The organism is Pseudideonella sakaiensis (assembly GCF_048320135.1).
GTDB classification, from domain to species: Bacteria; Pseudomonadota; Gammaproteobacteria; order Burkholderiales; family Burkholderiaceae_C; genus Ideonella_A; species Ideonella_A sakaiensis_A.
The window spans coordinates 4,172,240-4,194,804 of sequence record NZ_CP182947.1 but is presented as its reverse complement, the minus strand read 5'-3'; the positions used below and the strand labels follow the sequence as shown (position 1 = coordinate 4,194,804).

Here is a 22,565-nt window from a genome sequence, read left to right as displayed (position 1 = left end):
CCAGGAGTCGCAAATGAGCTATACAGACATCATCTATCAAGAACACGACCAGATCGCCTACATCGCGATCAACCGGCCCGATGTGATGAACGCCTTCCGCGGTCAAACGGTCGAGGAGATGCTGGACGCAATGATGAAGGCGGGTTGGGACAAGAAGGTCGCTGCCATCGTCATCACCGGCACCGGGGATCGCGCCTTCTGCACCGGTGGTGACCAGTCGGCGCATTCCGGTCAGTACGATGGCCGCGGCACTGCCGGCCTGCCAATCGAGGAGTTGCACAGCGCGATCCGGGACGTACCGAAGCCGGTGATCGCACGCGTGCAGGGTTACGCGATCGGCGGCGGCAACGTGATCGCCACCTTGTGCGACATGACCATCGCCTCCGAAAAGGCGGTCTTTGGCCAGGTCGGACCCAAGGTCGGCTCGGTCGATCCGGGCTGGGGCACGGCCTACCTGGCGCAAGTGGTCGGCGAAAAGAAGGCGCGTGAAATCTGGTACATGTGCCGGCGCTACAGCGCCCAGGAAGCACTGGCGATGGGCCTGTGCAATGTGGTGGTTCCGCACGACCAGCTCGATGCCGAAGTGACCAAGTGGGGCCGCGAAATCGTCGAGAAAAGTCCGACGGCGATTGCGATTGCCAAGCGCTCGTTCAACGCCTCGACCGAGAATATCCGCGGCATCGGCAGCCTGGGAATGCAGGCACTGAGCCTGTACTACGACACTGACGAGTCGCGCGAAGGTGTCCGCGCATTCCTGGAAAAGCGCAAGCCCGACTTCCGCAAGTTCGGCGCGGACAAGGCCTGATGGTAGCGTCCGGTCCCCACTCGATGGGCCGGCCGGCGAGGTCCGGGACAGTTCCGGTCACGACCTTGTCAGCCTGACCGGCAAGACAGCCCGACGCGCAACGACCGGGCTTCGATGCTGCATTTCGACACCATCCTGATCGCCAACCGGGGCGAGATTGCGCTGCGCATTTTGCGCACGCTGAAGGCCATGTCGCTGCGGGTGGCGATTGCCCACCACGCGGTCGACGCCGGCAGCCCCGCCGTCCTCGAAGCCGACATTGCAGTCGAACTGCACGGCGCGACCCCCATCGCTGCCTACCTGGACATTGACCAGATCGTCGCTGCGGCCCGGCAGGTCGGCGCGCAGGCGGTGCATCCCGGTTATGGCTTCCTGTCGGAGAACGCCGCATTCGCGCGCGCGCTCGGCTCCGCCGGCGTTGTCTTCATCGGGCCGCGCGCCGACACCATCGAGCTGATGGGCGACAAGATCCGGGCACGGCATTTCGTCGCCGAGCGTGGATTCCCGGTGGCGCCAAGCGCGATCGAGGACGAAGATCCACCGAGCTTCGTCGACCGTGCTCGCGCGCTGGGCCCGCCGTTGCTGATCAAGCCGTCGGCCGGCGGCGGTGGCAAGGGCATGCGCATCGTGCGCGATCTGGCGGCTATCGAGGCCGAGATTGCCACAGCGCGCCGAGAAGGCGAACGCTACTTCGGCGACGGTCGTCTGTTCGTCGAACGGTACATCGAGCGCCCACGCCATATCGAGGTCCAGCTGCTCGGCGACGGCCGGGGCCAGGTGGTGCATGTCTGGGAGCGCGAATGCTCGGTGCAGCGCCGCTTCCAGAAAATCATCGAGGAAAGTCCGTCGCCCGGCCTGACGCCGACGCAGCGCAGCCAGGTTTGCGAGTCTGCTGCCGGCATCGCGCGGGCCTGCGGCTACCTCGGCGCCGGTACGGTCGAGTTCATCCATGGTGCCGCCGGCGAGTTCTACTTTCTGGAAATGAATACCCGGCTGCAGGTCGAGCATCCGGTTACCGAAATGGTCTGCGGACTCGACCTGGTGCGCGAGCAGGTGCGGCTGGCGCGCGGCGAGCCACTCGGCCTGCAGCAGGCCGACATCTTGCAACAAGGCCATGCGATCGAATGCCGGCTCTACGCCGAGGACCCGGCGTATGACTACCGGCCATCCACCGGCTCCATTCTTGCCTGGAAACCACCTTCCGGGCCGGGCGTGCGCGTCGATGCAGGGGTATCCGCGGGCGGCGCGGTGACTGCCGCGTTCGACCCGATGATCGCGAAGATCATCTGCCACGGCGCGACCCGCGCGCAGGCGATTGCACGTGCAGAGCGCGCGTTGCAAGACACCGTGCTGCTCGGCGTCGCCACCAATGCCTCCTATCTCGCGCGTGTACTGCGGCATCCCGAGTTCATCGGCGGCCAGGCCGACACCGGCATGCTGGCGCTCTGCGCCGAAGATCTTCGATCGACGTTGGCCGAATCCGAGATCGACCTGATATTGGCCGCCGCGGTGCTGTCCGATCGTCAACTGATGCACCAGGTTCACGCCGTGCCGCCGATGCATGCGGCAATCGGCAGTTGGAGGAACTGAACCGCATGCATGCCCGCTACCTGATCGACGGGGCAATCCACGATGTGGTCGCGACCCGCGACGTCGACGGCGGCGTCCGGTTGCGCCGCGGTGAACACGTGTTGGCCGTCGGCCGCGAAGCCCTGCCCGACGGTCGGTGGCGGCTGCGGGTCGGTGAGCGCACGCATGTCGTACACATCGCCATCGGCGCCGACGCGGTGTTCGTTCATGCCGACGGCATCGGTGCAGTCGAGGTCGAACGCCAGCAGTCGACCCACGCGACCGGCGCCGCGGCCGGCGGTGGATCCGACGTTCTCGTCGCACCGATGCCCGGTGTCGTGATCGCCGTGCTTGCCGGCACTGGCGACGTCGTACATGCCGGCCAGGCGTTGATGGTGATCGAGAGCATGAAGCTCGAAACCACTCTGCTCGCGCCACACAACGCGCGCATCAAGGCCGTGCACTTTCCGGTCGGTGCGAGCTTCGCGTTGAAGGCGGCCCTGATCACTCTCGAAGGCGTCTGAGCCATGAAGCGCATCGAAACCCGCATCGACACCGCGTCCGAAAGCTACCAGCGCAACCATGCCGCGATCAGCGCCATCGTCGACGACTTCCGCGCCCGCCAGGAGCGCGCGCGCAATCTCTGCCCGCCGCGCGACCTGAAGCGCCTGCGTTCGCAGAACAAGCTCTTGCCGCGCGAGCGTCTCGATCTGCTGCTCGACCCCAGCACGCCTTTCCTCGAGTTCTCGTCGCTCGCCGCCTGCGGCCAGTACGACGACGAAGTGCCTGGCGCCAACGTGATCACCGGCCTCGGCGTCGTCAGCGGCCGGGAGGTTTTGATCCACTGCGACAACTCCGGCATCAAGGGCGGCGCCTGGTATACGTTGACGCCACGCAAGATCACCCGGCTGCTCGACATCGCGCTCGAAAACCGACTGCCCGTGCTGCACCTGTGCGACAGCGCCGGCGCCTTCCTCGAAGAGCTGTCGGGCGTCTACATCGAGGGCGGGCGCGTGTTCCGCAATCAGTGCCTGCTGTCCAAGGCCCATGTGCCACAGATCGCGATGGTATTCGGCCATTGCACTGCCGGCGGTGCCTACATACCGGCGCTGTGCGACTACAGCATCATCGTGCGGGGCGCTGGCGGCGTGTTCCTCGGCGGCCCGCCGCTGGTGAAGGCAGCCACTGGCGAAGAGCACACTGCCGACGAGATCGGCGGGTGCGACCTGCAAACCCAGGTCTCGGGCACGGTCGACTACCCTGCCGACAGCGAGGCCCACGCCATCGAGATCTGCCGCGAACTGGTGGCCCAGCTCAGGCCGGCTACGCGCAGCTTCGTGCCCGAGCACGAGCCCGAGGCGCCCTACTACGACCCGGCCGAGATGCACGGCATCGTCAGCCCCGACCACAAGGTCCAGTTCGACCAGCGCGAGCTGATCGCGCGCATCGCCGATGGCAGCCGATTCCACGAATACCAGCCGGCTTATGGGACGACGCTGATTTGCGGTTACGCCTACCTGTGGGGCTATAGGATCGGCGTGCTCGCGAACAATGGCGTGCTGTTCTCGGACAGTTCGAAGAAGGCAGCGCATTTCATCGCGTTGTGCAACCAGAATCGCACGCCGCTGGTCTTCCTGCAGAACACCACCGGCTACATGATCGGCCGCAGCTACGAGATGGAGGGCATCACCAAGGATGGCGCGAAGATGTTGATGGCCCAGGCCGGCAGTGTGGTGCCCAAGTTCACCGTGATCACCAGTGCGGCCTTCGGCGCCGGCTACTACGGCATGTGCGGCCGCGCCTGGGACCCGCGCTTCATCTGGGCCTGGCCGAACATCCACATCGGCGTGATGGGCCCCGAGCAGGCAGCCAATACCCTGGCCGACGTGAAGATCGCGCAGATGCGCCGCAACGGCCACCCGCCGGACGAGGCCGAACTGAAGATCCTGCGCGACCGCGTCGTCGAAAAGGCCGAGCGTGAATCGAACGCCTATTTCGCCACGTCGCGACTGTGGGACGACGGCCTGCTGGCGCCGACCGACACGCGAAATGCGCTGGGGTTGGCGTTGTCGGCCGCATCGCACGCGCCGATCGCCGAACCGAGCTACGGCATCTTCCGCTTCTGACTGCGACGGCGTCGATCTGGTTCAGGCAGCGTCAGAGCGCGCTGTCACGTCGCAACCATGAAAACTTGCAAACTCGCTCAAATCCGCGCGCTCGGTTATGAAGGCATTTTCCGGGGCCTCCGGATCCTCGTGCCCAAGCGCGATGCCGCACAACAGCATCTCGCTTGCAGCCATCGGCAGATGTTCGCGAGCGATCTTGTGAAACCAGGCGAAGGCGGCCTGGGCGCAGGTGTGCAGGCCCTGTGCACGCGCCGCCACGAGGATGTTCTGAATGAACATCCCCACATCCATGAAACTGCCGGTGTTCAGGCGGCGGTCGAGCGTGACGATCAAGCCCACCGGCGCGTCGAAGAATGTGTAATTGCGCAGCATCTGGCGTTGGCGGGCGTCCTTGTCGTCGCGGGCAATGCCGAGTGCCGCGTAAAGACCGAAGCCGCAGCGGCGCCGGCGCTCCAGGCAGGGCTCAAACCAGCTGGTCGGGTAATAGGCGTACTCGGGCTGGTGTCGGTCAGGATCGCCGCTGGCAGCTTCAACGATGGCGCCGCAGAGCTTGTCGCGGCACTCGCCGCCGACCACATACACGCGCCACGGCTGGACATTGTTGCCGCTCGGCGCACGAGCCGCCACTTCAAGAATGTGGCGCACGACATCGGCGGACACCGGCGTGGGCAGGAACCGCCGCACTGATTTGCGGCTGCTGATTGCTTCGTCTACGTGCATCTTGATGCCTTCTGGAACGTCTCAAGGATTCGGGCTTACCGGCAACGCAATCTCGGCATTGCCACCACTGGACGGCGCAGGACACTTGGGCTAGTCTCCTTAAATGAATTCTACCAAACGATCGTTCGACTTACTGGCCAGCCCGGAGCTGGTGGCGCAGTCCAACCTCAGCGCATTCATGCTGCAGTGCGGCGAGTCCGACTTGCAGGCCTTGTCTCGGCGCGCTGACGACGATCCTGCCTGGCTGATGCAGCAGGTGTTCCAGTTCTGCGACTTCCGTTTCTACAAGACGCCGCAGCAGATGCTCGACACCTCGCGCGGCATCGAATGGGCCCGCTGGTGCATCGATGGCACGACCAACATCGTGCTCAACTGCATCGATCGCCATCGGGATACCGCGGTCTGGGAGCGTCCCTACCTGGTCTGGGAGGGCGAAGACAAGCGCGCCCAGCGCAGCCTGAGTTACCGGGAATTCGATGCTGAAGTCAGCCGCCTGGCCAGCGCTCTGCTGGCAATGGGAGTCCAGCGCGGCGACTGTGTAGGGCTGTACATGCCCAACCTGCCCGAAACTTTCATCGCCTTCTTCGCGGTGATGAAGATTGGTGCGATCGTGGTGCCGCTGTTCTCGGGCTTCGGCCCGCAACCGCTGACCTCGCGGCTCAACGATGGCGAAGTGAAAGTCGTGCTGACAGCCGATGGCACTTGGCGCCGCGGTACACCCGGTGCGATGAAATCGGTGCTGGATGAAGCCTTGCGGTCGGTGCCGAGCGTGCAACATGTGCTGGTATTGCGCCATCTGGGTGACGCCCTGCCCTGTTCGATGACGCCGGGCCGCGACCACGATTGGGCCGGCGCGGTGGCAGGCCAGCCGACCGAATTGCCGACTGCCGAAATGGCCGCCGACGATCCGGCGGTGCTGCTGTACACATCGGGCACGACCGGCAAGCCCAAGGGCTGCGTATGGACGCATGTCAGCTTTCTCGGCTCGATGGTCACGCGCGACATGCACATCTGCGCCGACTTCAAGGCCAGCGATCGCTTTTTCTTCATGAGCGACATGGGCTGGATGGTCGGGGCCATGTGCGCTTGCATTCCGAGCTACTTCGGCGGCAGTCTGCTGGTTGCCGAGGGCACGCCCGATTTTCCCGACACCGGCCGCTTCTGGCGGCTGCTGCAGGACCACAAGGTCACCTACCTTGGCGTGGCGCCGACGCTGATCCGTGGCTTGATGCGTTATGGCGATGACGAGGTCCGCAGCTTCGACCTCTCGGCGCTGCGCATCACCGTCTCAGGCGGCGAAGCCTGGACCGAGGCGCCCTGGCGCTGGTTCTTCGAGCACGTGTGCAAGAAGAAGCTGCCTTTCCTGAACATCGTCGGCGGCACCGAGGTCGGCGGCTGCAACTTCACCGGCACCGTGCACCACCCGCTGCGGCCCGGTTCCTTCGGAATGGGTGGTCTCGGCGTGGGGGCCGACATCGTCGATGACCACGGTCAGCCGGTGGCGGCTGGCCAGGTGGGGGAACTGGTGCTGCGCAACCCCAACATCGGTTTCACGAAGAGCCTGTGGCGCGATGACGAGCGCTACCTCGACAGTTACTGGCGCACCCTGCCCGGCATCTGGGTCCATGGCGATTTCGCGATGCGCGACGAGGACGGTCTGATCTACATCCTCGGCCGCAGCGACGACACGATCAAGGTCTCGGGCAAGCGCACCGGGCCGTCGGAAATCGAAACCCTGCTGACCGGCACCGGCAAGGTTTCAGAAGCCGCGGTGATCGGTGTCCCCGACAAACTCAAGGGTTCGGCCATAGTCTGCGTCTGCGTGGCAATGCCGGGTGTGGCGGCTGACACCGCGCTGGAACAGGAGCTTTCCGCCGCCGTCGTGCAAGGCATGGGCAATTCATACCGGCCGCGCCAGGTGCTGCTGGTCAGCGACCTTCCGAAAACGCGCAACATGAAGATCATGAGACGCGTTGTGCGCGCCGTCTACCAGGGTGACAGCCCCGGTGACCTGTCTTCGCTGGTGAATCCGGAAGCGGTCGCCGAACTTCAGCAGCGTTTGCAGGGTTGATGCCGCAGTGCCTGCACCTGCTCGAGCGCCTCCTCAGCAAGCTTGCAGATCGCGCCCATCCGGATCCGGTCCGGCGGGCAAGCGTCGTCCGCGCTGGCGGCGGCTGACCTCGAGCAATAGCCGAGGCGGCGCTTGGCATCCCCGACGATGTCTTCATCATCAAGGTGGCAAGGTGGTCATGACGGCCAAGGAACGTGCGCTGACGCGCAGCGATTAGGTAGCGGCGCGCCTATCTCGGCATCTGATGGCGGCCGCAGGCCTATCGGTGTGTCGGCCGGGCCGGTTCCCCGGATCGCCCGCGACGTTCGACCTGAGGCGTCGCGGCCGCCAACAGTACCCGGGTGAAACTCCCTACACAAAGGACCAGACAAGTGATCAAACTCAATGTGATCAATGGCGTGGCCGAGATCCTGCTCGACAACCCGCCGGTCAACGCGATCACCGATGCCTTGATGGACGCGCTGATGGCGGCCCTGAAGGAGGCCGGCGACGATCCGCGTATACGAGCGATCGTTCTCGGCAGCGCCGTGCCGGGCCGCTTCTGCGCCGGTCTGGACCTGCCACGGTTCAAGGACAGTTCTCCCGTCGAGGCGCACGCCAGCATTCGCAGGCTGTATTGCGAACTGTTCGATTTGCAATCGAGCCTGCCGAAGCCGACCATTGCGGCAATCAGCGGCGTGGTTCGCGGCGGCGGCATGTCGGTCGCGATCACCTGCGACATGCTGGTCGCCGCCGACGATGCCAGCTTTGGCTACCCGGAGCTGGAGGTCGGACTGCTGCCCGCGATCCACTATACCCACCTGCCACGCATCGTCGGCCGCTACCGCGCCTTTGATCTGCTGTTCACCGGCCGCGTCTTCGATGCGCGCGAGGCGATGGCACTGGGGCTCGTCAGTCGCACCGCCCCCGCAAACGAGGTGCTGGGCGAAGCCCATCGACTGGCCCAGGTTCTCGTCGGCAAGTCGCCGGCACTGATGACGCTCGGCAAGGCCGCCTTCACGCGCGCAACCGACAACGGCTACCGCCAGGGCGCGGCGGGTGCAGTCGACCTGCTTTCCACCGTGTTCGGCACCGACGACTGTCGCGAAGGACTGGCCGCGTTCGCGACCAGGCGGCGGCCGACATGGCGCGACGGCTGACGCCAGTGCAGAGCTGGTGCAATGTCCGATGCCGAGTGCGACGAAAATCGAATCAAACAAGGCGGGCCAACAGTGATGGACATCACCAAGCTGTTCGCGCTGGGCGGTCGAGTCGGCGACAAACTGTCGCGCGCAACGAGACGATCGCGGTGACCGAGTCCTCGGCTGGCGGATCGATCTCGGCCGCACTGCTGACGCGCGCGGGTGCCTCGGCCTGCTACCTTGGCGGCACACTCCTGTATACCCGCCGCTCGCGCCGGCTTCTGACCACGCTGACGTCCGAGCAAACCGGTGGCGCGCGCTCTTCGGGCCTGGGCGATGCACAACTGCTGGCCCGCCATCAGCGAAAGCGTTTCGTGCCAGCTGGGGCTTGGCCGAAACCGGCGCCACAGGACCAACCGGCAACAGTCATGGCGATCCGGCGGGCCATACCTGCCTTGCTGTTGACGGCCCGGCGTTGCGGCAGCGAACCCCCCGCGCCGGCCAAGACAACCTGCCAGACAATCTGCTTGCCTTCGCGATGGGAGCGCTCGAGCTGCTGGAAGAGGCCATCGATGCGATCGCATGCCACGCCTGAACCTCAGGGCCAAGCGCCTTCACACCTCATCGTCGCAATCTGACCACCGCATGCACTCCTTTCGCCACATCGTCGGGCCGCTGCGCCTTTTCCATGGGCCCGACAGCCTGGAGATGCTCTGCGCCGAGCTGCAGCGCCTGAACAGCAGACGCGCGGTGATTGTCTGCGGCGCTTCGCTGCAACGTGAGGGCGTACTGCTCGAGCTGGTCCGGACGGCGGCGGGAGATCGCCTGGCAGGCGTTCATGCCGGCGTTCTCGCCCACAGTCCCGTTCCGGCGGTGGAGGCGGCGGCTCAGACATTGAAGCAGCTTAAAGCCGATGCGGTGATCGCGCTAGGCGGCGGTTCATCGATCGTCACTGCGCGCGCCGCAAGCATCCTCGTCGCTGAGGACGGGAATGCCAAAACGCTGTGCACGTCGACAGACGCGTCGGGTCGGTTGACAAGTCCGAAACTGCTGCGCCCGAAGTTGCCGCAGTTGCTCATTCCGACGACGCCGACCACCGCCACGGTCAAGGCCGGTAGCGCAGTGCTAGATCCAGTGGACAACAGGCGGCTCGCGCTGTTCGACCCGAAGACCCGGGCTCATTCGATCTTCATCCATCCAGCCGCGATCAACTCCGCGCCGTGTCAGCTCGTCGCCAGCGCAGGCCTGAATACACTCACACTGGCCTGCGAAGGACTCATGTCGCGGTCCGGCGATCCAATATCGGATGCCCTGCTGATGCATTCGGTGCGCTTGATGGCGCGGCGCCTTCCCGACGCCGCCGGCAGCGCTGACCTCGCCGGCCGCAGCGACCTGATGCTTGCAGCCATTCTCTGCGGCCAGGGCACGGACTACACCGGAGCCGGCATTGCGATTCCCCTCGGCCATGCGATAAGCGCCCGGTTCCATATCGACAACGGCATTTCCAACGCGATCGTCCTGCCTCATGTGCTGCGCTTCAACGCGGCTGCGGCGGGCACCGGCCTCGCCAAGCTGGCGCTGTCCCTGCCCCCGTCAGGGGTGGCGGCAGAGGCAGATCTGGAGACCGTCAGCAAGGCGCTCGAAGCGATTTGCGGCGATCTCGGGATTCCGCGGCGGTTGCGCGACGTTGGCGTGCCGCACGATGCCTTGGCCGAACTAGCCGACGTGGCGATGCAGGACTGGTTCGTGCGCAACAACCCACGACCGGTACGCGAAGCGGCGGAGTTGCAGCAGGTTCTGGAGGAGGGATGGTGACCCGGTGCGCACGCAACGCTGTGGGCCTGAACCGCCGGGAAGGTCCGGTTGATGCCCTGCTGAAACGTGGCCACTCAAGTGCATTGAGAAGCGCTTTTTTTCCCTGCACCAAAACCCAGAACAATGATGCCGCCAACAAGCGTGAGCATTGCCATCGCCAGGAATCCCGATTGATAACTGCCGCCGGCTGACAGATTCAGTCCGAACAGGACGGGCATCACCATGGCGCCGAAATACGCGAACGACAGAGCCGCACCTGTCGCGACAGCTTCTTTTCCGTTCGGTGCGTGGCGGGCAACTTCGGCCAGGAACAAGCCATTCCAGCTCATTGCAAAAGCGCCCATGAAACCGCTGAAGATCAGCGTAAACCCATAAGGCCAGTGCTCATTCATCTGACTGAGAACGGCACAGCACACGGCAATGCCGCAACCCAGCAGCCCGAAGATGATGTCCGGTCTGATCCAGCGGACCACCACGGCAGTAACGAAAATCCTGACGCCGACGCCGAACCCATAGGCCACTGAGACGGCCAGGCCGGCGTCAACCAACGACATCTGACCCACCTTGACAAAATAGATGGCAATGTAGGTCGTGAGCACCAGTTGGGCACCACAGTATAGAAACGAAACCAGTGACAGGATGCGCAGCGGCGCGGACTTGAGAACCATGTTGATCGGCCCCCAGAAACTTGGGGGATCGATTTTTCGGCCACTTGAATCCGACACCGATTCCGAGTCGAAGTTTGCCTTCAGCGGATGGATCAAAGCCATCAATCCAAGACACAGCGCTCCGACAACGATTGCCGTACTCCGCCAGCCGAGCAGAATGACCAGACCCGGTACAGACAGTCCGGCCAGCAGATTGCCACCCGGCACCCCTGTCATCCTGATTGAAAAGACCAGTGGCAACAGGTGAGGCGGGGTTTTGCGGACCAGAATCTGCGAACTGGTCGGCGTCGCCTGGCCGAGGCCCGCACCGAGAAAAATCGCTGCAAGCACAAACAATGGCGGCCAGGCAGATGCCGTCATTGCGATGCCTGCACCGGTGAGGAAAAGGCACAGTTGGCTACCCCTGACGCCGCCGATTCGTTCGGCGACACCCCCTCCGTAAGGCGAGGCAACGGTGCTGGTCAAATAGGTGATCGCGGTAAAGAATCCAAGCATTCCGAGATCGATACCCATATCGGGTGCGGCGACAACGGCGTACAGGGGCACCGTTCCCACCGCCAGAGAAATCAGTGTCTGAACCAGCGTCAGGGTGCCGAGTGGAAAGAGAGCATTTCTCATGGCTTGCCGGCCTTGTTTATCGGCCCGGCAATTTGATCTGACCTGCAAACCGGGCTGATGCAGGGCCGAGCAGATCGACCTTCTCGCCGATGTCCGTGTCGGTCATTGCAAAAGGCCTCGAGCCGAGTCGTCCCAGCTCCTGTGTGGGTTGCGGAGTCAGTGACCACCGATCAGGCCTGGCCGAGAAGCTGGCGCAACAGTGGCAACAGCGCTTGCAAGCTCCACAACAACAGCATCCCCCCGGCCACGGTGGCCAGGATGTTGCGCGTCTGGCGCGCGATCAGGAATGCGACAACGGCGCAGAACAGGCGCAGCAAATCCGGCGAGATCGTGAATCCGGGGCCAGGATTGAGCAACAGCGGCACGACAATCGCCGTCAGGACCGCGACCGGCGCAAAACGCAGCGCCCGCTGTATCACACGCGGAATTTCGAACCGCCCGGCCAGCGCGATGAAGGACAGGCGCAGGCCGAAGGTAATGAGCGCCATGCCCGCTATCAGCAACCACAGTTTCATGCCTTCCGCCATAGCTCCACCCCCACTCCGGCCAGGATTCCGCACAGCGCCGCGGCGATCAGGCCGAGTCGCATCGGCAGTGCGACCGCGCCGACCGCGACGATGCCCGCGGTCACCGCGGCCGCCAGCGTGGCACGGTCGGCGACCGCCGGCCCGAGCAATCCGATGAAGGTCAGCGCCAGACAGAAATCGAGCGACCAGCCAGCCGGGATGCCACTGCCCAACAGATAACCGACCACGGTCGCGACAACCCACGGAACGCCGAGCGTCAGTCCGGCCCCCAGTGTGAACCAGTGCTTGTGCAGCATGTCAGGGTGACCGTCGAAGCGTAGCGCCGAAAACGCGTAGACCTGATCGGTAAGCACATACGCCAGCAGCGCCTTCCAGCGCAGCGGCAGCGCCCCGAAATGCGGCGCCATGGACAGGCTGTACATCAGGAAACGCAGATTGATTACCAGCACGGTCACCAGGATCACCATGACCGGTGCCTGCGCGGCAAACATCTGGATCGCCACCAGTTGCGATGTACCGGCAAATACAAGCATCGCCATCGCCCCACAGGCGTACACCGAGATTCCGGCGGTCGCGCCGGCAACGCCGATCACCAGCGAAAACACCACGACACCGGGAGTCGAAGGCAGCAGCACTCTGATGCCGGCGAGCAGTTGCGAGCGGGGGGTGGTGATCAGCAAATCAAATACCGGTGACTTGGCGCTGGAGAAATCGGTATCTGTCCTGTTCCGGGGCGGACTCCACGCCGTTCAATCCCGCGTCTGCTCGCGAAGCCATGGTCTCGAGTCTCAGTCGTCATGAATCGACTCACCAGCCATGCGCGCAGCACCGGAACGCACCAGTTCCTGCGTCAGCTGGTCGACCCAGTCCGCCATCGGAATCTCTGCTGCGAAGCTGCGGTGAATGCGCCGAAAATGAGTTGTCGCCATGGCCCATCGGATCAACTCGGCAAGTGGCATCTGTCTGCTGTCGAGCAGCTTGAACTTGAGTAACACCTTGGCGGCGTGACGGCCGTGACGATGCGGACTCGAGACGAAGGCGTCCAGGCGCCTTCTTGCCTGCGAAATGACCAGCGGGCCATGGTGGAAGACCCGACCATGGCCGGGGACGATCCAGCATGGGTCGAGCTGCTCGATCAGATCGAATGTCGCCGCCACCAGATCAAACGCTGCTTCCCCTTCCAGCTCCGGAAACACCACGCCGAAACCGTTCTCCCAGAGGGCGTCGGCAGAGATCAGGGTCCGCGACCGGGGTTCGAACAGGATGACCGAATCGGGGTCGTGCCCCGGCGCAGCATGCACCTGCCACGGCAAGTCGGCCAGCTCGAACTCGGTGCCGGGCACCACAAGGCCATCCAGCTTGAACGGCGGACAGAGTTGTCCGGTGGGTACATAGCCGAGCGCCTGCGGATCCCAGTTCGACACGGCCGGTGCCATGCCCGGCGGGATGAAGGTCTGCAGTCGTGGATAGCGGTTCTGCAACCCTGCGTTGCCGCCGCAGTGGTCGCTGTGCAGATGGGTGTTGACCAGCTGATCCAGCGGCCGGCCGGCCAGTGCGGCGTCAACCAGCGCAACTGTCTGCTCCGCCTGGGTACAGTAGCCACTGTCGACCAGCGTCGCGGCCCGGGAACCGATACAGAGGATGTTGTTCGACGACAGCCAGTTGCGCTCGATGACGCATACACCCTGCGGCAGCTCGGGACTGCGCGTCATCGCAAGTCTGCGCGAAAGGTCTGGTCGGCCTGCAGGGGCGTTCGCTTCATCGTCCCTTCCAGACCGGCTTGCGTTTTTCGGCGAAGGCGAGCGGACCTTCCTGTGCATCTTCGCTGGCATAGGCCGCACGGTAGATGTTGTGGGCCAGTGCCATGCCGGCTTCGCAGCCGGCGCTCATTGCCGTGAGAATCGATTCCTTGCCAGCCATCACCGACAGCGGCGCGTTGTCACGGATACGCTCGGCCAGCGACTGCGCGCGCGCGCGCACCGCGTCGGGTGTGGCCTCGAGGTAGTTGATGAAACCCAGTTGGTGGAAGACCGCTATCGGATACAGATCGCCGGTCAGCACCATTTCCATCAGCAGCGGTTGCGGCAGCATCCACAGCAGCGGAATCGCCCACGGGCTGCCACGGCCGGCAATCCGGGTCTCGGAGATGCCGACCTGCGTGCCCCGCAGGCCGACCCGCAGGTCGGAGTTCAGGCTAAGCATCATGCCGCCAGCGATCAGGTGCCCGGTCATTGCCGCGATGATGGGCTTGGCGACGCGGCGCTGGCGACCGTGGAAGGGGTCCTTCATCTTGGTCAGTATGTCGACACCCTCCTCTTTCTTCACGCGCGCGGCCTCGCGCAGATCGAGTCCGGCGCAGAAGGTGCCGCAGTCGGCCGAGGTGAGGATGGCGACACGCACATTCGTATCGGCATCGACCTTGTCCCAGCAGTCGTGCAGGCGGTTGGCTGCCGCGGGCGACAACGCGTTGCGGATCTCGGGACGGTTGATCTTGACGGTGGCGATGCCGTCACGCACCTCATAGCTCACCGTGTCTGCATCACTCATGTCGACTCTTTCGATGATTGGGGTTGTTGAGGCTCAGGCGCGGCCGTTTGCCAAGTCGCAGGCCGCCGCGCGAGGAAGGCACTGATGCCCTCTGCGGCGTCTTCGGTTTCCCAGGCGTCGGCCAGCGCGGCTGCGGTGTAATCCATGCATTCGCGTGGCGGGCGGCCGACGACGTCGTTGAACAGCTTCTTGGTCGATGCGATCGACCCGGCCGGAATGGCCATGATCAGTGCCAGTTCCTCCTCGATCGCCCGATCGAGATCCGCCGGTGCGGCAACGCGGTCAACCAGACCGATGCGTTCGGCCTGGCCGGCGTCAATGAACTGCGCCGTCAAGCCGTATCGGCGGGCCCTGGCCAAGCCGATGCGACGCGCGACGTAAGGCCCGATATTGGCCGGCAGCAGGCCGAGCCTGGCCTCGGTCAGCGCAAAACGCGCCGCGCTCGAGGCCACGCTCACGTCGCAGATGCAGGTCATGCCGAAGCCGCCGCCGGTCGCCGCACCGTTGATGCGGCCGACCACCACCTTCGGCAGGGTGTCGAACTCGTAAAACAGCTCGGCCAGGACTTTCGATTCCGCAATGCGTTCGGACCGGGTCTGCTTGAGCACGGACTGCATCCAGTTCAGGTCGCCGCCGGCGCAGAAGGACTTGCCCTCGCCGGTCAGCACCACGACACGCAGCTTGTCGTCGGCGGCGATGACCGCCAGCGCGTGACGCAGCTCCTGCACCAGCTTCATGCTCATCGCGTTCTGGATCTCGGGTCGGGCCAGCGTCAGTCGGGCGACGCAGGCACCGTCCCTCGCCAGCTTGATCGATTCGTAGTTCAATACGGTCTCCTCAAGATGTGTGCAAGGCGATCACTCGGCTTCGATGGCATCAACCAGCGCGACCACCAACCCGCGCTCTACCGTCTGCCCGGCGACGACGGTCAGGCTGCGCAGCACGCCGTCGTGTTCAGCGCAGATCTTCAACTCCATCTTCATCGACTCCATCGTCACCACCACGTCGCCGACGCGCAGCGTGTCGCCGACCGCTGCATGGGTCTGCAGGATCGTGCCCATCATCGGCGTTCGCAGTTCACCGGAGGTCACATTCGCAGCCGCAGCCCGCGCCAGGTAACCGATGGCTTCCAACTGATGCGAGCTGCCGGGTGCCTGCACGAACAGCCGGCCGTCGCGGTGAGCAATGGCGACGGTCTGGACGTCATCGCCGACGCCAAGGCGCCACTGTTCGCCGATCCGGCGCAGTGACAACAGCACGCGCTCTTGGCCCACCTGGACCAGCATCTGGCCATCGGGGGCCGGCAGGCCGAAACGAATCTCGTGCAACTTCGCGCCATCGCGAAGCAGCAGCGTGGGCACCGCGGTCACGGGTTCGTCGCCGGCATGCATATGCCAACCGGTCACGTCGGGTGCCGACCAGGCACCGTAGCCCGCGCCGGCCTTGCGCGCCTCGAGCAGCCACCACGCCGCGGCGGCGGCGAGCAAAGATAGCGGCGTGCCATCGACGCCGATTTGCTTCAGCAATGCCTCGTCGACGCTGCGGGTGTGAAAGCTGCCATCGCGCGTTTGCGGAAGTGCGATCAGATGCTGCAGGAAACTGCAATTCGTCGTCACACCGAACACGCGCGTATCGCCGAGCGCAAGCGCGAGGCGGTCGAGGGCGGTTTGCCGATCCGGTGCGCGAACGATCAATTTGGCCAGCATCGAATCGTAATATGGCGTCACCACCGAGCCGGCGCGCACGCCCGTTTCGACACGTACGTCGCGGGCCGGGAACATCACCTCGACGATCTCGCCGGTGGACGGCATGAAGCCGTGTTCGGCGTCCTCGGCGCAGACCCGGGCCTCGACCGCATGGCCGCGCAGCACGACCTCGGACTGGCGCAGCGGCAAGCCCTTGCCGGCGGCCACGCGCAGCATCAGCTCGACGATGTCGACACCGGTTACCTCCTCCGTCACCGGATGCTCGACCTGCAGTCGCGGGTTGACCTCGAGGAACCAGTGCCGATCCCCGGACACGAGGAATTCGACCGTGCCGACACCCCGGTAGTGCAGGCGCTGCGCAAGCCTCACCGCGTCAGCCAGCAAGTGTTCGCGCAGGCCCGCCGGCAACGGCGCGGCGGGCGCCTCTTCGATCAGCTTCTGGTGCCGGCGCTGCAGCGTGCATTCGCGCTCGAAAAGGTGGATCACCTCGCCGCGGCCGTCGCCGGCAATCTGCACCTCGACGTGCCGGCCGCGCTCGACATAAGGTTCGACAATCAGCGCTGGGTCGCCAAAGGAGCTGCGGGCTTCGCGCATGGCGGTGGAAATGGCCTCCGGCAGAGCCTGCGTCTGCCACACCACATGCATGCCCTTGCCGCCGCCGCCGGCGGCCGGCTTGAGCAGCACCGGCAGCGGCAGCGCGCGCGCCCAGGCGGCAACCAGTTCGGAGTCGAAACTGGCCTGCTCGCCGCCCCCCAATACGGGCACGCCGGCCGCGCGCGCCTCGGCTTTGGCGGATGCCTTGTTTCCCAGGCGCTCGATGACTTCGGGTGTCGGGCCGATGAAGACCAGGCCGGCGGCCTCGACCGCCCGTGCAAACTCAGGGTTCTCGGCCAGGAAACCGTAGCCGGGGTGGATGGCCTGCGCGCCGCTGCGCCGGGCGGCATCGATCACTGCGTCAATGCGCAAATAACTTTCGGTCGCGGTGGCGCCACCGATGCCGATCGATTCGCCGATCACGGCCGTGTGCAGTGCATCCCGATCGACACTCGAATGCACGCCAGCCACCGCGATGCCCAGGCGCTGGCAGGTACGGGCGATGCGGCAGGCGATCTCGCCGCGGTTGGCAATCAGGATCTTCCTAAACATCGCAGGCTCCCGCGGCGTGATCGCCCGCGCACGCTGCGCGAGCCAGGCATTCTGGCTTCGCCGCTGCGCCGACACGCGTCGGCTGGTCGCCGCGGTTGGCAATCAGGATCGGGATGGGCACTAGCGGGCGCTCCAGCGCGGCAGACGCTTCTCGTTGAATGCCTTCACACCTTCGAGACGATCGTCCGACGACACCAGCACGTTGTAGGCGGCAATGTCGAGCGCGTAGCCGGTGTGGAAGTCGACCTCGCCACCTCGCGAGGCGGCCAGCTTGGCGTAATGCACCGACATCGGCGCGGCAAGCACGATCTCGCGCGCTTCGGCCACGGCGACCGTCAGCGCCTGGCCGGGTTCCGCAAGCGTGGTCACCATGTCCCAGATCGCGGCCTGCTCGGCCGAGAAGCGCCGCGCCGTCAGCAGCAGCTGCTTGGCGCGCCGCGCACCGACCGCACGCACCAGGTTCTGGATGCCGCCGCCGCCGGGCATGATGCCGCGCCGCACCTCAGGCAGCGAGAATACCGCATTGCGCCCGGCGACGATCCAGTCGCACATCAGCGCCATTTCGCACCCACCGCCGTGGGCATGGCCTTCGACCGCGGCGATCACCGGGCGCGGAAAATCCTTGACTGCCAGCAGCGCTTCCTCGGCCATCTGGTGCTGGCGACGCCAGCAGGCATCGGTCATTGGTGCATTCCGGGCACCGGTTGAAGGGCTCACGCCGCCGCGCTCCTTCAGATCGCCGCCGGTGCAGAAGGCGCGTTCGCCGGCACCGGTGACGATCAGCACGCGCAGGCTGTCGTCGAACGCCAGCTCGTGCAGCGCATTGCGCAGGTCGACGAACATCTGGGTATTCATCGCATTCATCACTTCGGGACGGTTCAGCACCAGGCAACGAATGCCATCGGCCGGTTCCGTGTCTGAAGCGGGATGGATCAACAGCGTTTCGTAATCCATCGGCGTCTCAGTACGAGCGGGGCATGCCCAGCAGGTGCTCGGCAACTTGCGCCAGCACCAGGTTGTTGGAGATCGGTGCGGTTCGGAACAAGCGGCTCTCTTTCCACTTGCGTTCGATGTCGTACTCGCACGCCACACCATAACCGCCGAAAGTCGTCATCGCGGCCTCCGCCGCCTCCCAGGCGGCTTCGCTGGCCAGGTACTTGACCATCGTCGCCTCACGGCCGCACGGCAACCCGGCGTCGAACAAGCTGGCAGCCTTGTTGCGCATCAGCTCGGCAGCTTCGATATTCATGTGCGCGCGCGCTATCGGGAACTGCACGCCCTGGTTGGCGCCGATCGGGCGGTCAAAGACGACGCGCTCGCTGCCGTAGCGAGCCGCTTTCTCGACGAACCAGTGCCCGTCGCCAACCGCCTCACTCGCGACCAGCAGGCGCTCGGAGTGCAGCGAGTCAAGCAGGTAGTGAAAGCCCTTGCCTTCCTCGCCGATCCGGTCATCGTCGCTCAGTTCGAGGTTGTCGATGAACACCTCGAACGTGTGGTGGTTGATCATCGTGCGGATCGGCGTGGCCTTCAGCGCTGCGCCGGCTTTCTTGATGTCGATCAGGAACAGGCTCAGACCGTCGGTCTTTTTCGTCACGGCGTCGATCGGCGTGGTCCGCGCGATCAGCAGATACATGTGCGAGTGACTGTAGCGCGAAGTCCAGATCTTCTGCCCGTTGACGATGTAGCCCCCTTGCACCTTGCGAGCGAAGGTCTTGATCGCCAGCGTGTTCGAACCGGCGTCGGGCTCGGTCACGCCAAACGCCTGCAGGCGCAGGCTGCCGTCGGCGATGCGTGGCAGCGTGCGCCGCTTCTGCGCCTCCGTGCCGTGGCGCATGATCGACGCCATCGTGTACATCTGGGCATGGCAATGCACGGCGCTGCCGCCGTTCTGGTTGACCTCCTGCAGGATCAGACAGGCGTCGAGCAGCGGCAACCCCGCGCCACCGTATTCCTCCGGAATCAGCGCAGCCAGCCAGCCGGCCTTGGCCATTGCATCGACGAAAGCTTCCGGGTACGCGCCGTCCTGCGCGAGCTGGCGCCAGTACTCAGGGCCGAAGGCGTTGCACAGATCCTTGACGGCGGCGCGGATCTGCCCCTGCGTCTCGGTGTAGTCGAAGTTCATGGCCAGTCGTCTCGGTCAGGGTCCGGGTTGTGGCTCACATGCGGAATACGCCGAACTGTGTGTCGCGCTGCGACTGACGTCCCGCCAACTCGAACAGCAAGGCCAATATGTCGCGCGTCTCCAGCGGATCGATGACCATGTCGCACCACAGATTGGCGGCGTAGTTGTACGGGCTGGCGAAGGTCTCGAACTGCTCGCGGATCGGCTGTTTGAAACGCTCCTTTTCCGCTTCGGTCCAGCTCGTGCCTTCGCGTTCGTGGATGTTGTCGCGCACCATTGCCATCGTTGTCGCCGCCTGTTCCGGGCCCATCAGCGCGGCGCGGCCGGTGGGCCACATCATCATCACGTGCGGCTTGAAGGGGCGGCCACACATCGCCAGGTAGGCCGCTGCGTACGAGCCGCCGGTGATGAGGGTGTAGCGGGGCACGTTCGCCGACGCCATCGCGGTCATGAACTTGGCGCCATGCTTGGCGATGCCTTCGCGTTCGACCGTCTGACCGACCATGAAGCCCGAGACATCGGCAATGAACAGCAGCGGAATGTCACGCTGGCATGCCAGCTCGATGAAGTGTGCACCCTTCAGCGCACTTTCGGAGAAGATGACGCCGTTGTTGGCGAGGATTCCGACCTGAAAGCCCTTGATCCGCGCGAAGCCGCAGATCATCGAGCTGCCGTACAGCGGCTTGAATTCCTGCAGATCGCTGTCATCGATCAGGCGCGCCAGCACCTCGCGGTTGTCGGTCGGGTGGCGGTTGTCGGCACTGACGATGCCATAAATCTCGCGCGCATCGAGTCGCGGCGGCTTCGGGATCGCCACATCCCAGCGCTGTTTTGGTCCAGTACCCAGGTTGGCCACGATGTCGCGCACGATGGCAATGGCGTGGCCGTCGCTTTCCGCCAGATGGTCGGTGACGCCACTCACGCGGCTGTGCATGTCGCCACCACCCAACGTCTCGACATCGACCACTTCCCTGGTCGCGGCATACACCAGCTGCGGCCCGCCGAGAAACATGGCGCCCTGGTTGCGCACGATCACCGCTTCGTCGCACAGCGCCGGCAGGTAGGCGCCACCCGCGGTGGACGGGCCGTGCACGGTGGCGATCTGCGTGATGCCTTCGCCGGACATGCGGATCTGGTTGTAGAAGATCGAGCCGAACTGTCCGTCGTCGGGAAAAATGTGCGCCTGCTCGGGCAGGTTGGCGCCACCGGACTGCACCATCGTGATGCAAGGCAGGCGATGTTGCCAGGCGACCATCTGGGCCCGCACATGTTTCTTCGCGGTAATGCCGTAATAGGTGCCGCCCTTCACCGTCGCGTCGTGGATCATCAGCATGCAGGGTCGGCCGCTGACCAGCCCGATGCCGGTGATGATGCTGCCGCCCGGCGGCACGCCTTCGTACAGGCCGTCGCCGGCGAGCTGGCCGAATTCGAGAAACGGCGAGCCAGGATCGAGCACCGCCGCCAGGCGTTCGCGCGGCAGCAGTTGGCCGCGCTCCTTGTGCAGCCTGCGTGCCTTCTCAGGTCCGCCAGCCAGCGCGCTGGCGCGCCGTGTTTGCAGGTCTGCAATGCGTTCCCGGTAGGCATCTCGATTGCGGCCAAAACTGTCGCTGCCCGGCGAGACGGTGGTCGACATCAGGCTCATCAACTGCCCCCTGGAGTGCGCGTGGGGCGTCTGCAGGGCCGGGTTCTAGCCGAGCTCGAATCAGGCGTCTTCATTTTCATATCGACAGTCCGCCGCCGCAGATCACGGTCTGACCGCTGATGTAGTTGGACTCCGGCGTGCACAGCAGATACACCGAACCAGCGGCCTCCTCGGGCGTGCCGCTGCGGCCGAGCGGAATGCTGCGCTCCATCATCGCCAGCAGGTCGGGGTTGACTCCGACCTTGATCTGGCGGCCCTCGACGTCGATCGACGCGTCGTCGCCTGCGGTTGCTTCGGTCAGTCCCGTTCTGATCATGCCGAACGCGACGGCATTGACATTGACCTTGTAACGCCCCCATTCCTTGGAAAGCGCCTTGGTCAGACCGACGATGCCGGACTTGGCGGCCGAGTAGTTGGCCTGGCCCGCATTGCCGCCGGTGCCGGCGATCGACGAGATATTGACCACCTTGCGGAATATTTCCTGGCCGGCCTCGGCTTCCAGTTTTGCCATCTGCCGAAAGTGGTCGGCAGCGGCCCGAAGGATCTTGAACGGCGCCGTCAGGTGCACGTCGAGGATCGATTGCCATTGCTCGTCGGTCATCTTCTGGATCACGTTGTCCCAGGTATAGCCGGCGTTGTTGACGATGATGTCCAGGCCACCAAAGCCGTCCAGCGCCGACTTGACGAACTGCTCGGCGAAGCCGTCGGCATTGACGCTGCCGATACAGGCGATGACCTTGCCGCCGACGGCGTTGATGTCGGCCACGGTCTGCTCGGCGGGCGCCCGGTCGAGGTCATTGACCACGACGCTGGCGCCTTCCCTGGCGAGCTTCATCGCAATCGCGCGCCCGATGCCGCGTCCGGAACCGGAGACGATCGCGACCTTGCCTTCGAGATTGTTCATCAATATGTTCTCGCTGCCGGTTGTGCGCGATTCAATCCAACGCCACCAGCGCTTCGCCAGCCAACGTCACTTCACCGCTGCGCTTGGCCGCAATGAGTTCGATCCGTGCACAAGGGCGATTCCAGAAGATCAGCTTCTCCACCACCTTGCCGCTGCACTGCACCCGATCCCCGACCTGAGTGATGGTGGCGAAACGCACGCCATAGCTCAGGATGCGCCGCTGGGGCACCCATTGCGTCAGCGCCCGGGCCAGATAGGCCATCGACAACATGCCTTGCGCGAATACGTCCTTCATGCCCGCCTGCTGCGCAAAGTCGATATCGATGTGGATGGGGTTGTGGTCGCCGGAGGCGCCGGCAAACAGCGCCAGCGTGGTACGGCTGATCGGTGCTGGTTGCAAGACGCGCAGGGTGTCGCCGACCTTGACCTTCTTGGCGTCGAATTTCATCGCATCTCCG

Annotated in this window: 22 protein-coding genes and 1 pseudogene; 10 read left to right on the top strand and 13 right to left on the bottom strand. The window is 64.8% G+C overall.

Going from position 1 to position 22,565, the window contains the following annotated elements; translation table 11 throughout:
* Nucleotides 1-13: 13 nt before the first annotated feature.
* The 4 genes from badI (at nucleotide 14) to ACNH6H_RS19215 (ending at nucleotide 4,500) form a co-directional block, all read left to right on the top strand.
* A complete protein-coding gene (gene badI / locus ACNH6H_RS19230; protein WP_418319909.1) occupies nucleotides 14-805 on the top strand; it encodes a 2-ketocyclohexanecarboxyl-CoA hydrolase in 792 nt (263 codons plus the stop codon).
* Between the two features lie 114 nt (nucleotides 806-919).
* Nucleotides 920-2,395 (top strand): acetyl-CoA carboxylase biotin carboxylase subunit, encoded by a 1,476-nt coding sequence (locus ACNH6H_RS19225; protein WP_418319908.1) that lies wholly within the window; start codon nucleotides 920-922, stop codon nucleotides 2,393-2,395.
* 5 nt (nucleotides 2,396-2,400) lie between these two features.
* Entirely contained in the window at nucleotides 2,401-2,898 is a 498-nt protein-coding gene (locus ACNH6H_RS19220; RefSeq protein WP_418319907.1) for a biotin/lipoyl-containing protein, read from the top strand.
* 3 nt (nucleotides 2,899-2,901) lie between these two features.
* Entirely contained in the window at nucleotides 2,902-4,500 is a 1,599-nt protein-coding gene (locus ACNH6H_RS19215) for an acyl-CoA carboxylase subunit beta (RefSeq protein WP_418319906.1), read from the top strand.
* Nucleotides 4,501-4,521: 21 nt separating this feature from the next.
* On the opposite strand, the gene ACNH6H_RS19210 is transcribed toward ACNH6H_RS19215, so the two are convergent.
* Nucleotides 4,522-5,220: a nitroreductase gene (locus ACNH6H_RS19210; RefSeq protein ID WP_418319905.1), complete on the bottom strand. Its 699-nt coding sequence runs from the start codon at nucleotides 5,218-5,220 to the stop codon at nucleotides 4,522-4,524.
* A gap of 103 nt (nucleotides 5,221-5,323) precedes the next feature.
* On the opposite strand from ACNH6H_RS19210, the gene ACNH6H_RS19205 reads away from it, so the two are divergent.
* The 6 genes and pseudogenes from ACNH6H_RS19205 (at nucleotide 5,324) to ACNH6H_RS19180 (ending at nucleotide 10,227) form a co-directional block, all read left to right on the top strand.
* A complete protein-coding gene (locus tag ACNH6H_RS19205; RefSeq protein ID WP_418319904.1) occupies nucleotides 5,324-7,291 on the top strand; it encodes an AMP-binding protein in 1,968 nt (655 codons plus the stop codon).
* Nucleotides 7,292-7,689: 398 nt separating this feature from the next.
* On the top strand, nucleotides 7,690-8,430 hold the full coding sequence (locus ACNH6H_RS19200) for an enoyl-CoA hydratase/isomerase family protein (protein ID WP_418319903.1): 741 nt from the start codon (nucleotides 7,690-7,692) through the stop codon (nucleotides 8,428-8,430).
* Nucleotides 8,431-8,451: 21 nt separating this feature from the next.
* Complete coding sequence (locus tag ACNH6H_RS19195; protein ID WP_418319902.1) at nucleotides 8,452-8,583, top strand: hypothetical protein; 132 nt, start codon at nucleotides 8,452-8,454, stop codon at nucleotides 8,581-8,583.
* Nucleotides 8,580-8,675 (top strand): annotated as a pseudogene (locus ACNH6H_RS19190) (damage-inducible protein); the annotation flags it as partial. The gene ACNH6H_RS19195 and the pseudogene ACNH6H_RS19190, both read left to right, overlap by 4 nt.
* On the top strand, nucleotides 8,645-9,007 hold the full coding sequence (locus ACNH6H_RS19185) for a CinA family protein (RefSeq protein ID WP_418321403.1): 363 nt from the start codon (nucleotides 8,645-8,647) through the stop codon (nucleotides 9,005-9,007). The pseudogene ACNH6H_RS19190 and the gene ACNH6H_RS19185, both read left to right, overlap by 31 nt.
* Nucleotides 8,995-10,227, top strand: coding sequence for an iron-containing alcohol dehydrogenase family protein (locus ACNH6H_RS19180; RefSeq protein ID WP_418319901.1), 1,233 nt, complete (start codon nucleotides 8,995-8,997; stop codon nucleotides 10,225-10,227). The genes ACNH6H_RS19185 and ACNH6H_RS19180 overlap by 13 nt, the downstream gene beginning before the upstream one ends.
* Nucleotides 10,228-10,301: 74 nt before the next feature.
* On the opposite strand, the gene ACNH6H_RS19175 is transcribed toward ACNH6H_RS19180, so the two are convergent.
* The 12 genes from ACNH6H_RS19175 to ACNH6H_RS19120 all read right to left on the bottom strand — a co-directional run bounded on the left by ACNH6H_RS19175 (nucleotide 10,302) and on the right by ACNH6H_RS19120 (nucleotide 22,555).
* Nucleotides 10,302-11,513: an MFS transporter gene (locus tag ACNH6H_RS19175; RefSeq protein WP_418319900.1), complete on the bottom strand. Its 1,212-nt coding sequence runs from the start codon at nucleotides 11,511-11,513 to the stop codon at nucleotides 10,302-10,304.
* Between the two features lie 170 nt (nucleotides 11,514-11,683).
* Nucleotides 11,684-12,028, bottom strand: a complete 345-nt coding sequence (locus ACNH6H_RS19170) for an AzlD domain-containing protein (protein ID WP_418319899.1) — start codon at nucleotides 12,026-12,028, stop codon at nucleotides 11,684-11,686.
* Nucleotides 12,025-12,720, bottom strand: a complete 696-nt coding sequence (locus ACNH6H_RS19165; RefSeq protein WP_418319898.1) for an AzlC family ABC transporter permease — start codon at nucleotides 12,718-12,720, stop codon at nucleotides 12,025-12,027. The genes ACNH6H_RS19170 and ACNH6H_RS19165 overlap by 4 nt, the downstream gene beginning before the upstream one ends.
* A 108-nt stretch (nucleotides 12,721-12,828) precedes the next feature.
* Nucleotides 12,829-13,752 carry an MBL fold metallo-hydrolase gene (locus ACNH6H_RS19160; RefSeq protein WP_418319897.1) on the bottom strand — a complete coding sequence of 308 codons (924 nt, stop codon included), beginning with the start codon at nucleotides 13,750-13,752 and terminating at the stop codon, nucleotides 12,829-12,831.
* A 46-nt stretch (nucleotides 13,753-13,798) separates the two neighbouring features.
* Complete coding sequence (locus tag ACNH6H_RS19155) at nucleotides 13,799-14,587, bottom strand: enoyl-CoA hydratase/isomerase family protein (protein ID WP_418319896.1); 789 nt, start codon at nucleotides 14,585-14,587, stop codon at nucleotides 13,799-13,801.
* Nucleotides 14,584-15,414: an enoyl-CoA hydratase-related protein gene (locus tag ACNH6H_RS19150; protein ID WP_418319895.1), complete on the bottom strand. Its 831-nt coding sequence runs from the start codon at nucleotides 15,412-15,414 to the stop codon at nucleotides 14,584-14,586. The genes ACNH6H_RS19155 and ACNH6H_RS19150 overlap by 4 nt, the downstream gene beginning before the upstream one ends.
* Before the next feature lie 30 nt (nucleotides 15,415-15,444).
* Nucleotides 15,445-17,514, bottom strand: coding sequence for an acetyl/propionyl/methylcrotonyl-CoA carboxylase subunit alpha (locus ACNH6H_RS19145; RefSeq protein WP_418319894.1), 2,070 nt, complete (start codon nucleotides 17,512-17,514; stop codon nucleotides 15,445-15,447).
* Nucleotides 17,515-17,559: 45 nt separating this feature from the next.
* The gene (locus ACNH6H_RS19140) at nucleotides 17,560-18,393 is read right to left on the bottom strand and encodes an enoyl-CoA hydratase/isomerase family protein (RefSeq protein WP_418319893.1); all 834 of its coding nucleotides are present in this window, start codon (nucleotides 18,391-18,393) and stop codon (nucleotides 17,560-17,562) included.
* Between the two features lie 7 nt (nucleotides 18,394-18,400).
* Nucleotides 18,401-19,561 (bottom strand): acyl-CoA dehydrogenase family protein, encoded by a 1,161-nt coding sequence (locus ACNH6H_RS19135; protein WP_418319892.1) that lies wholly within the window; start codon nucleotides 19,559-19,561, stop codon nucleotides 18,401-18,403.
* A 34-nt stretch (nucleotides 19,562-19,595) separates the two neighbouring features.
* A complete protein-coding gene (locus tag ACNH6H_RS19130) occupies nucleotides 19,596-21,203 on the bottom strand; it encodes an acyl-CoA carboxylase subunit beta (protein WP_418319891.1) in 1,608 nt (535 codons plus the stop codon).
* A 76-nt stretch (nucleotides 21,204-21,279) separates the two neighbouring features.
* Nucleotides 21,280-22,107, bottom strand: coding sequence for an SDR family NAD(P)-dependent oxidoreductase (locus ACNH6H_RS19125; RefSeq protein ID WP_418319890.1), 828 nt, complete (start codon nucleotides 22,105-22,107; stop codon nucleotides 21,280-21,282).
* A 31-nt stretch (nucleotides 22,108-22,138) separates the two neighbouring features.
* Nucleotides 22,139-22,555, bottom strand: coding sequence for a MaoC/PaaZ C-terminal domain-containing protein (locus ACNH6H_RS19120; RefSeq protein ID WP_418319889.1), 417 nt, complete (start codon nucleotides 22,553-22,555; stop codon nucleotides 22,139-22,141).
* Nucleotides 22,556-22,565: the final 10 nt, after the last annotated feature.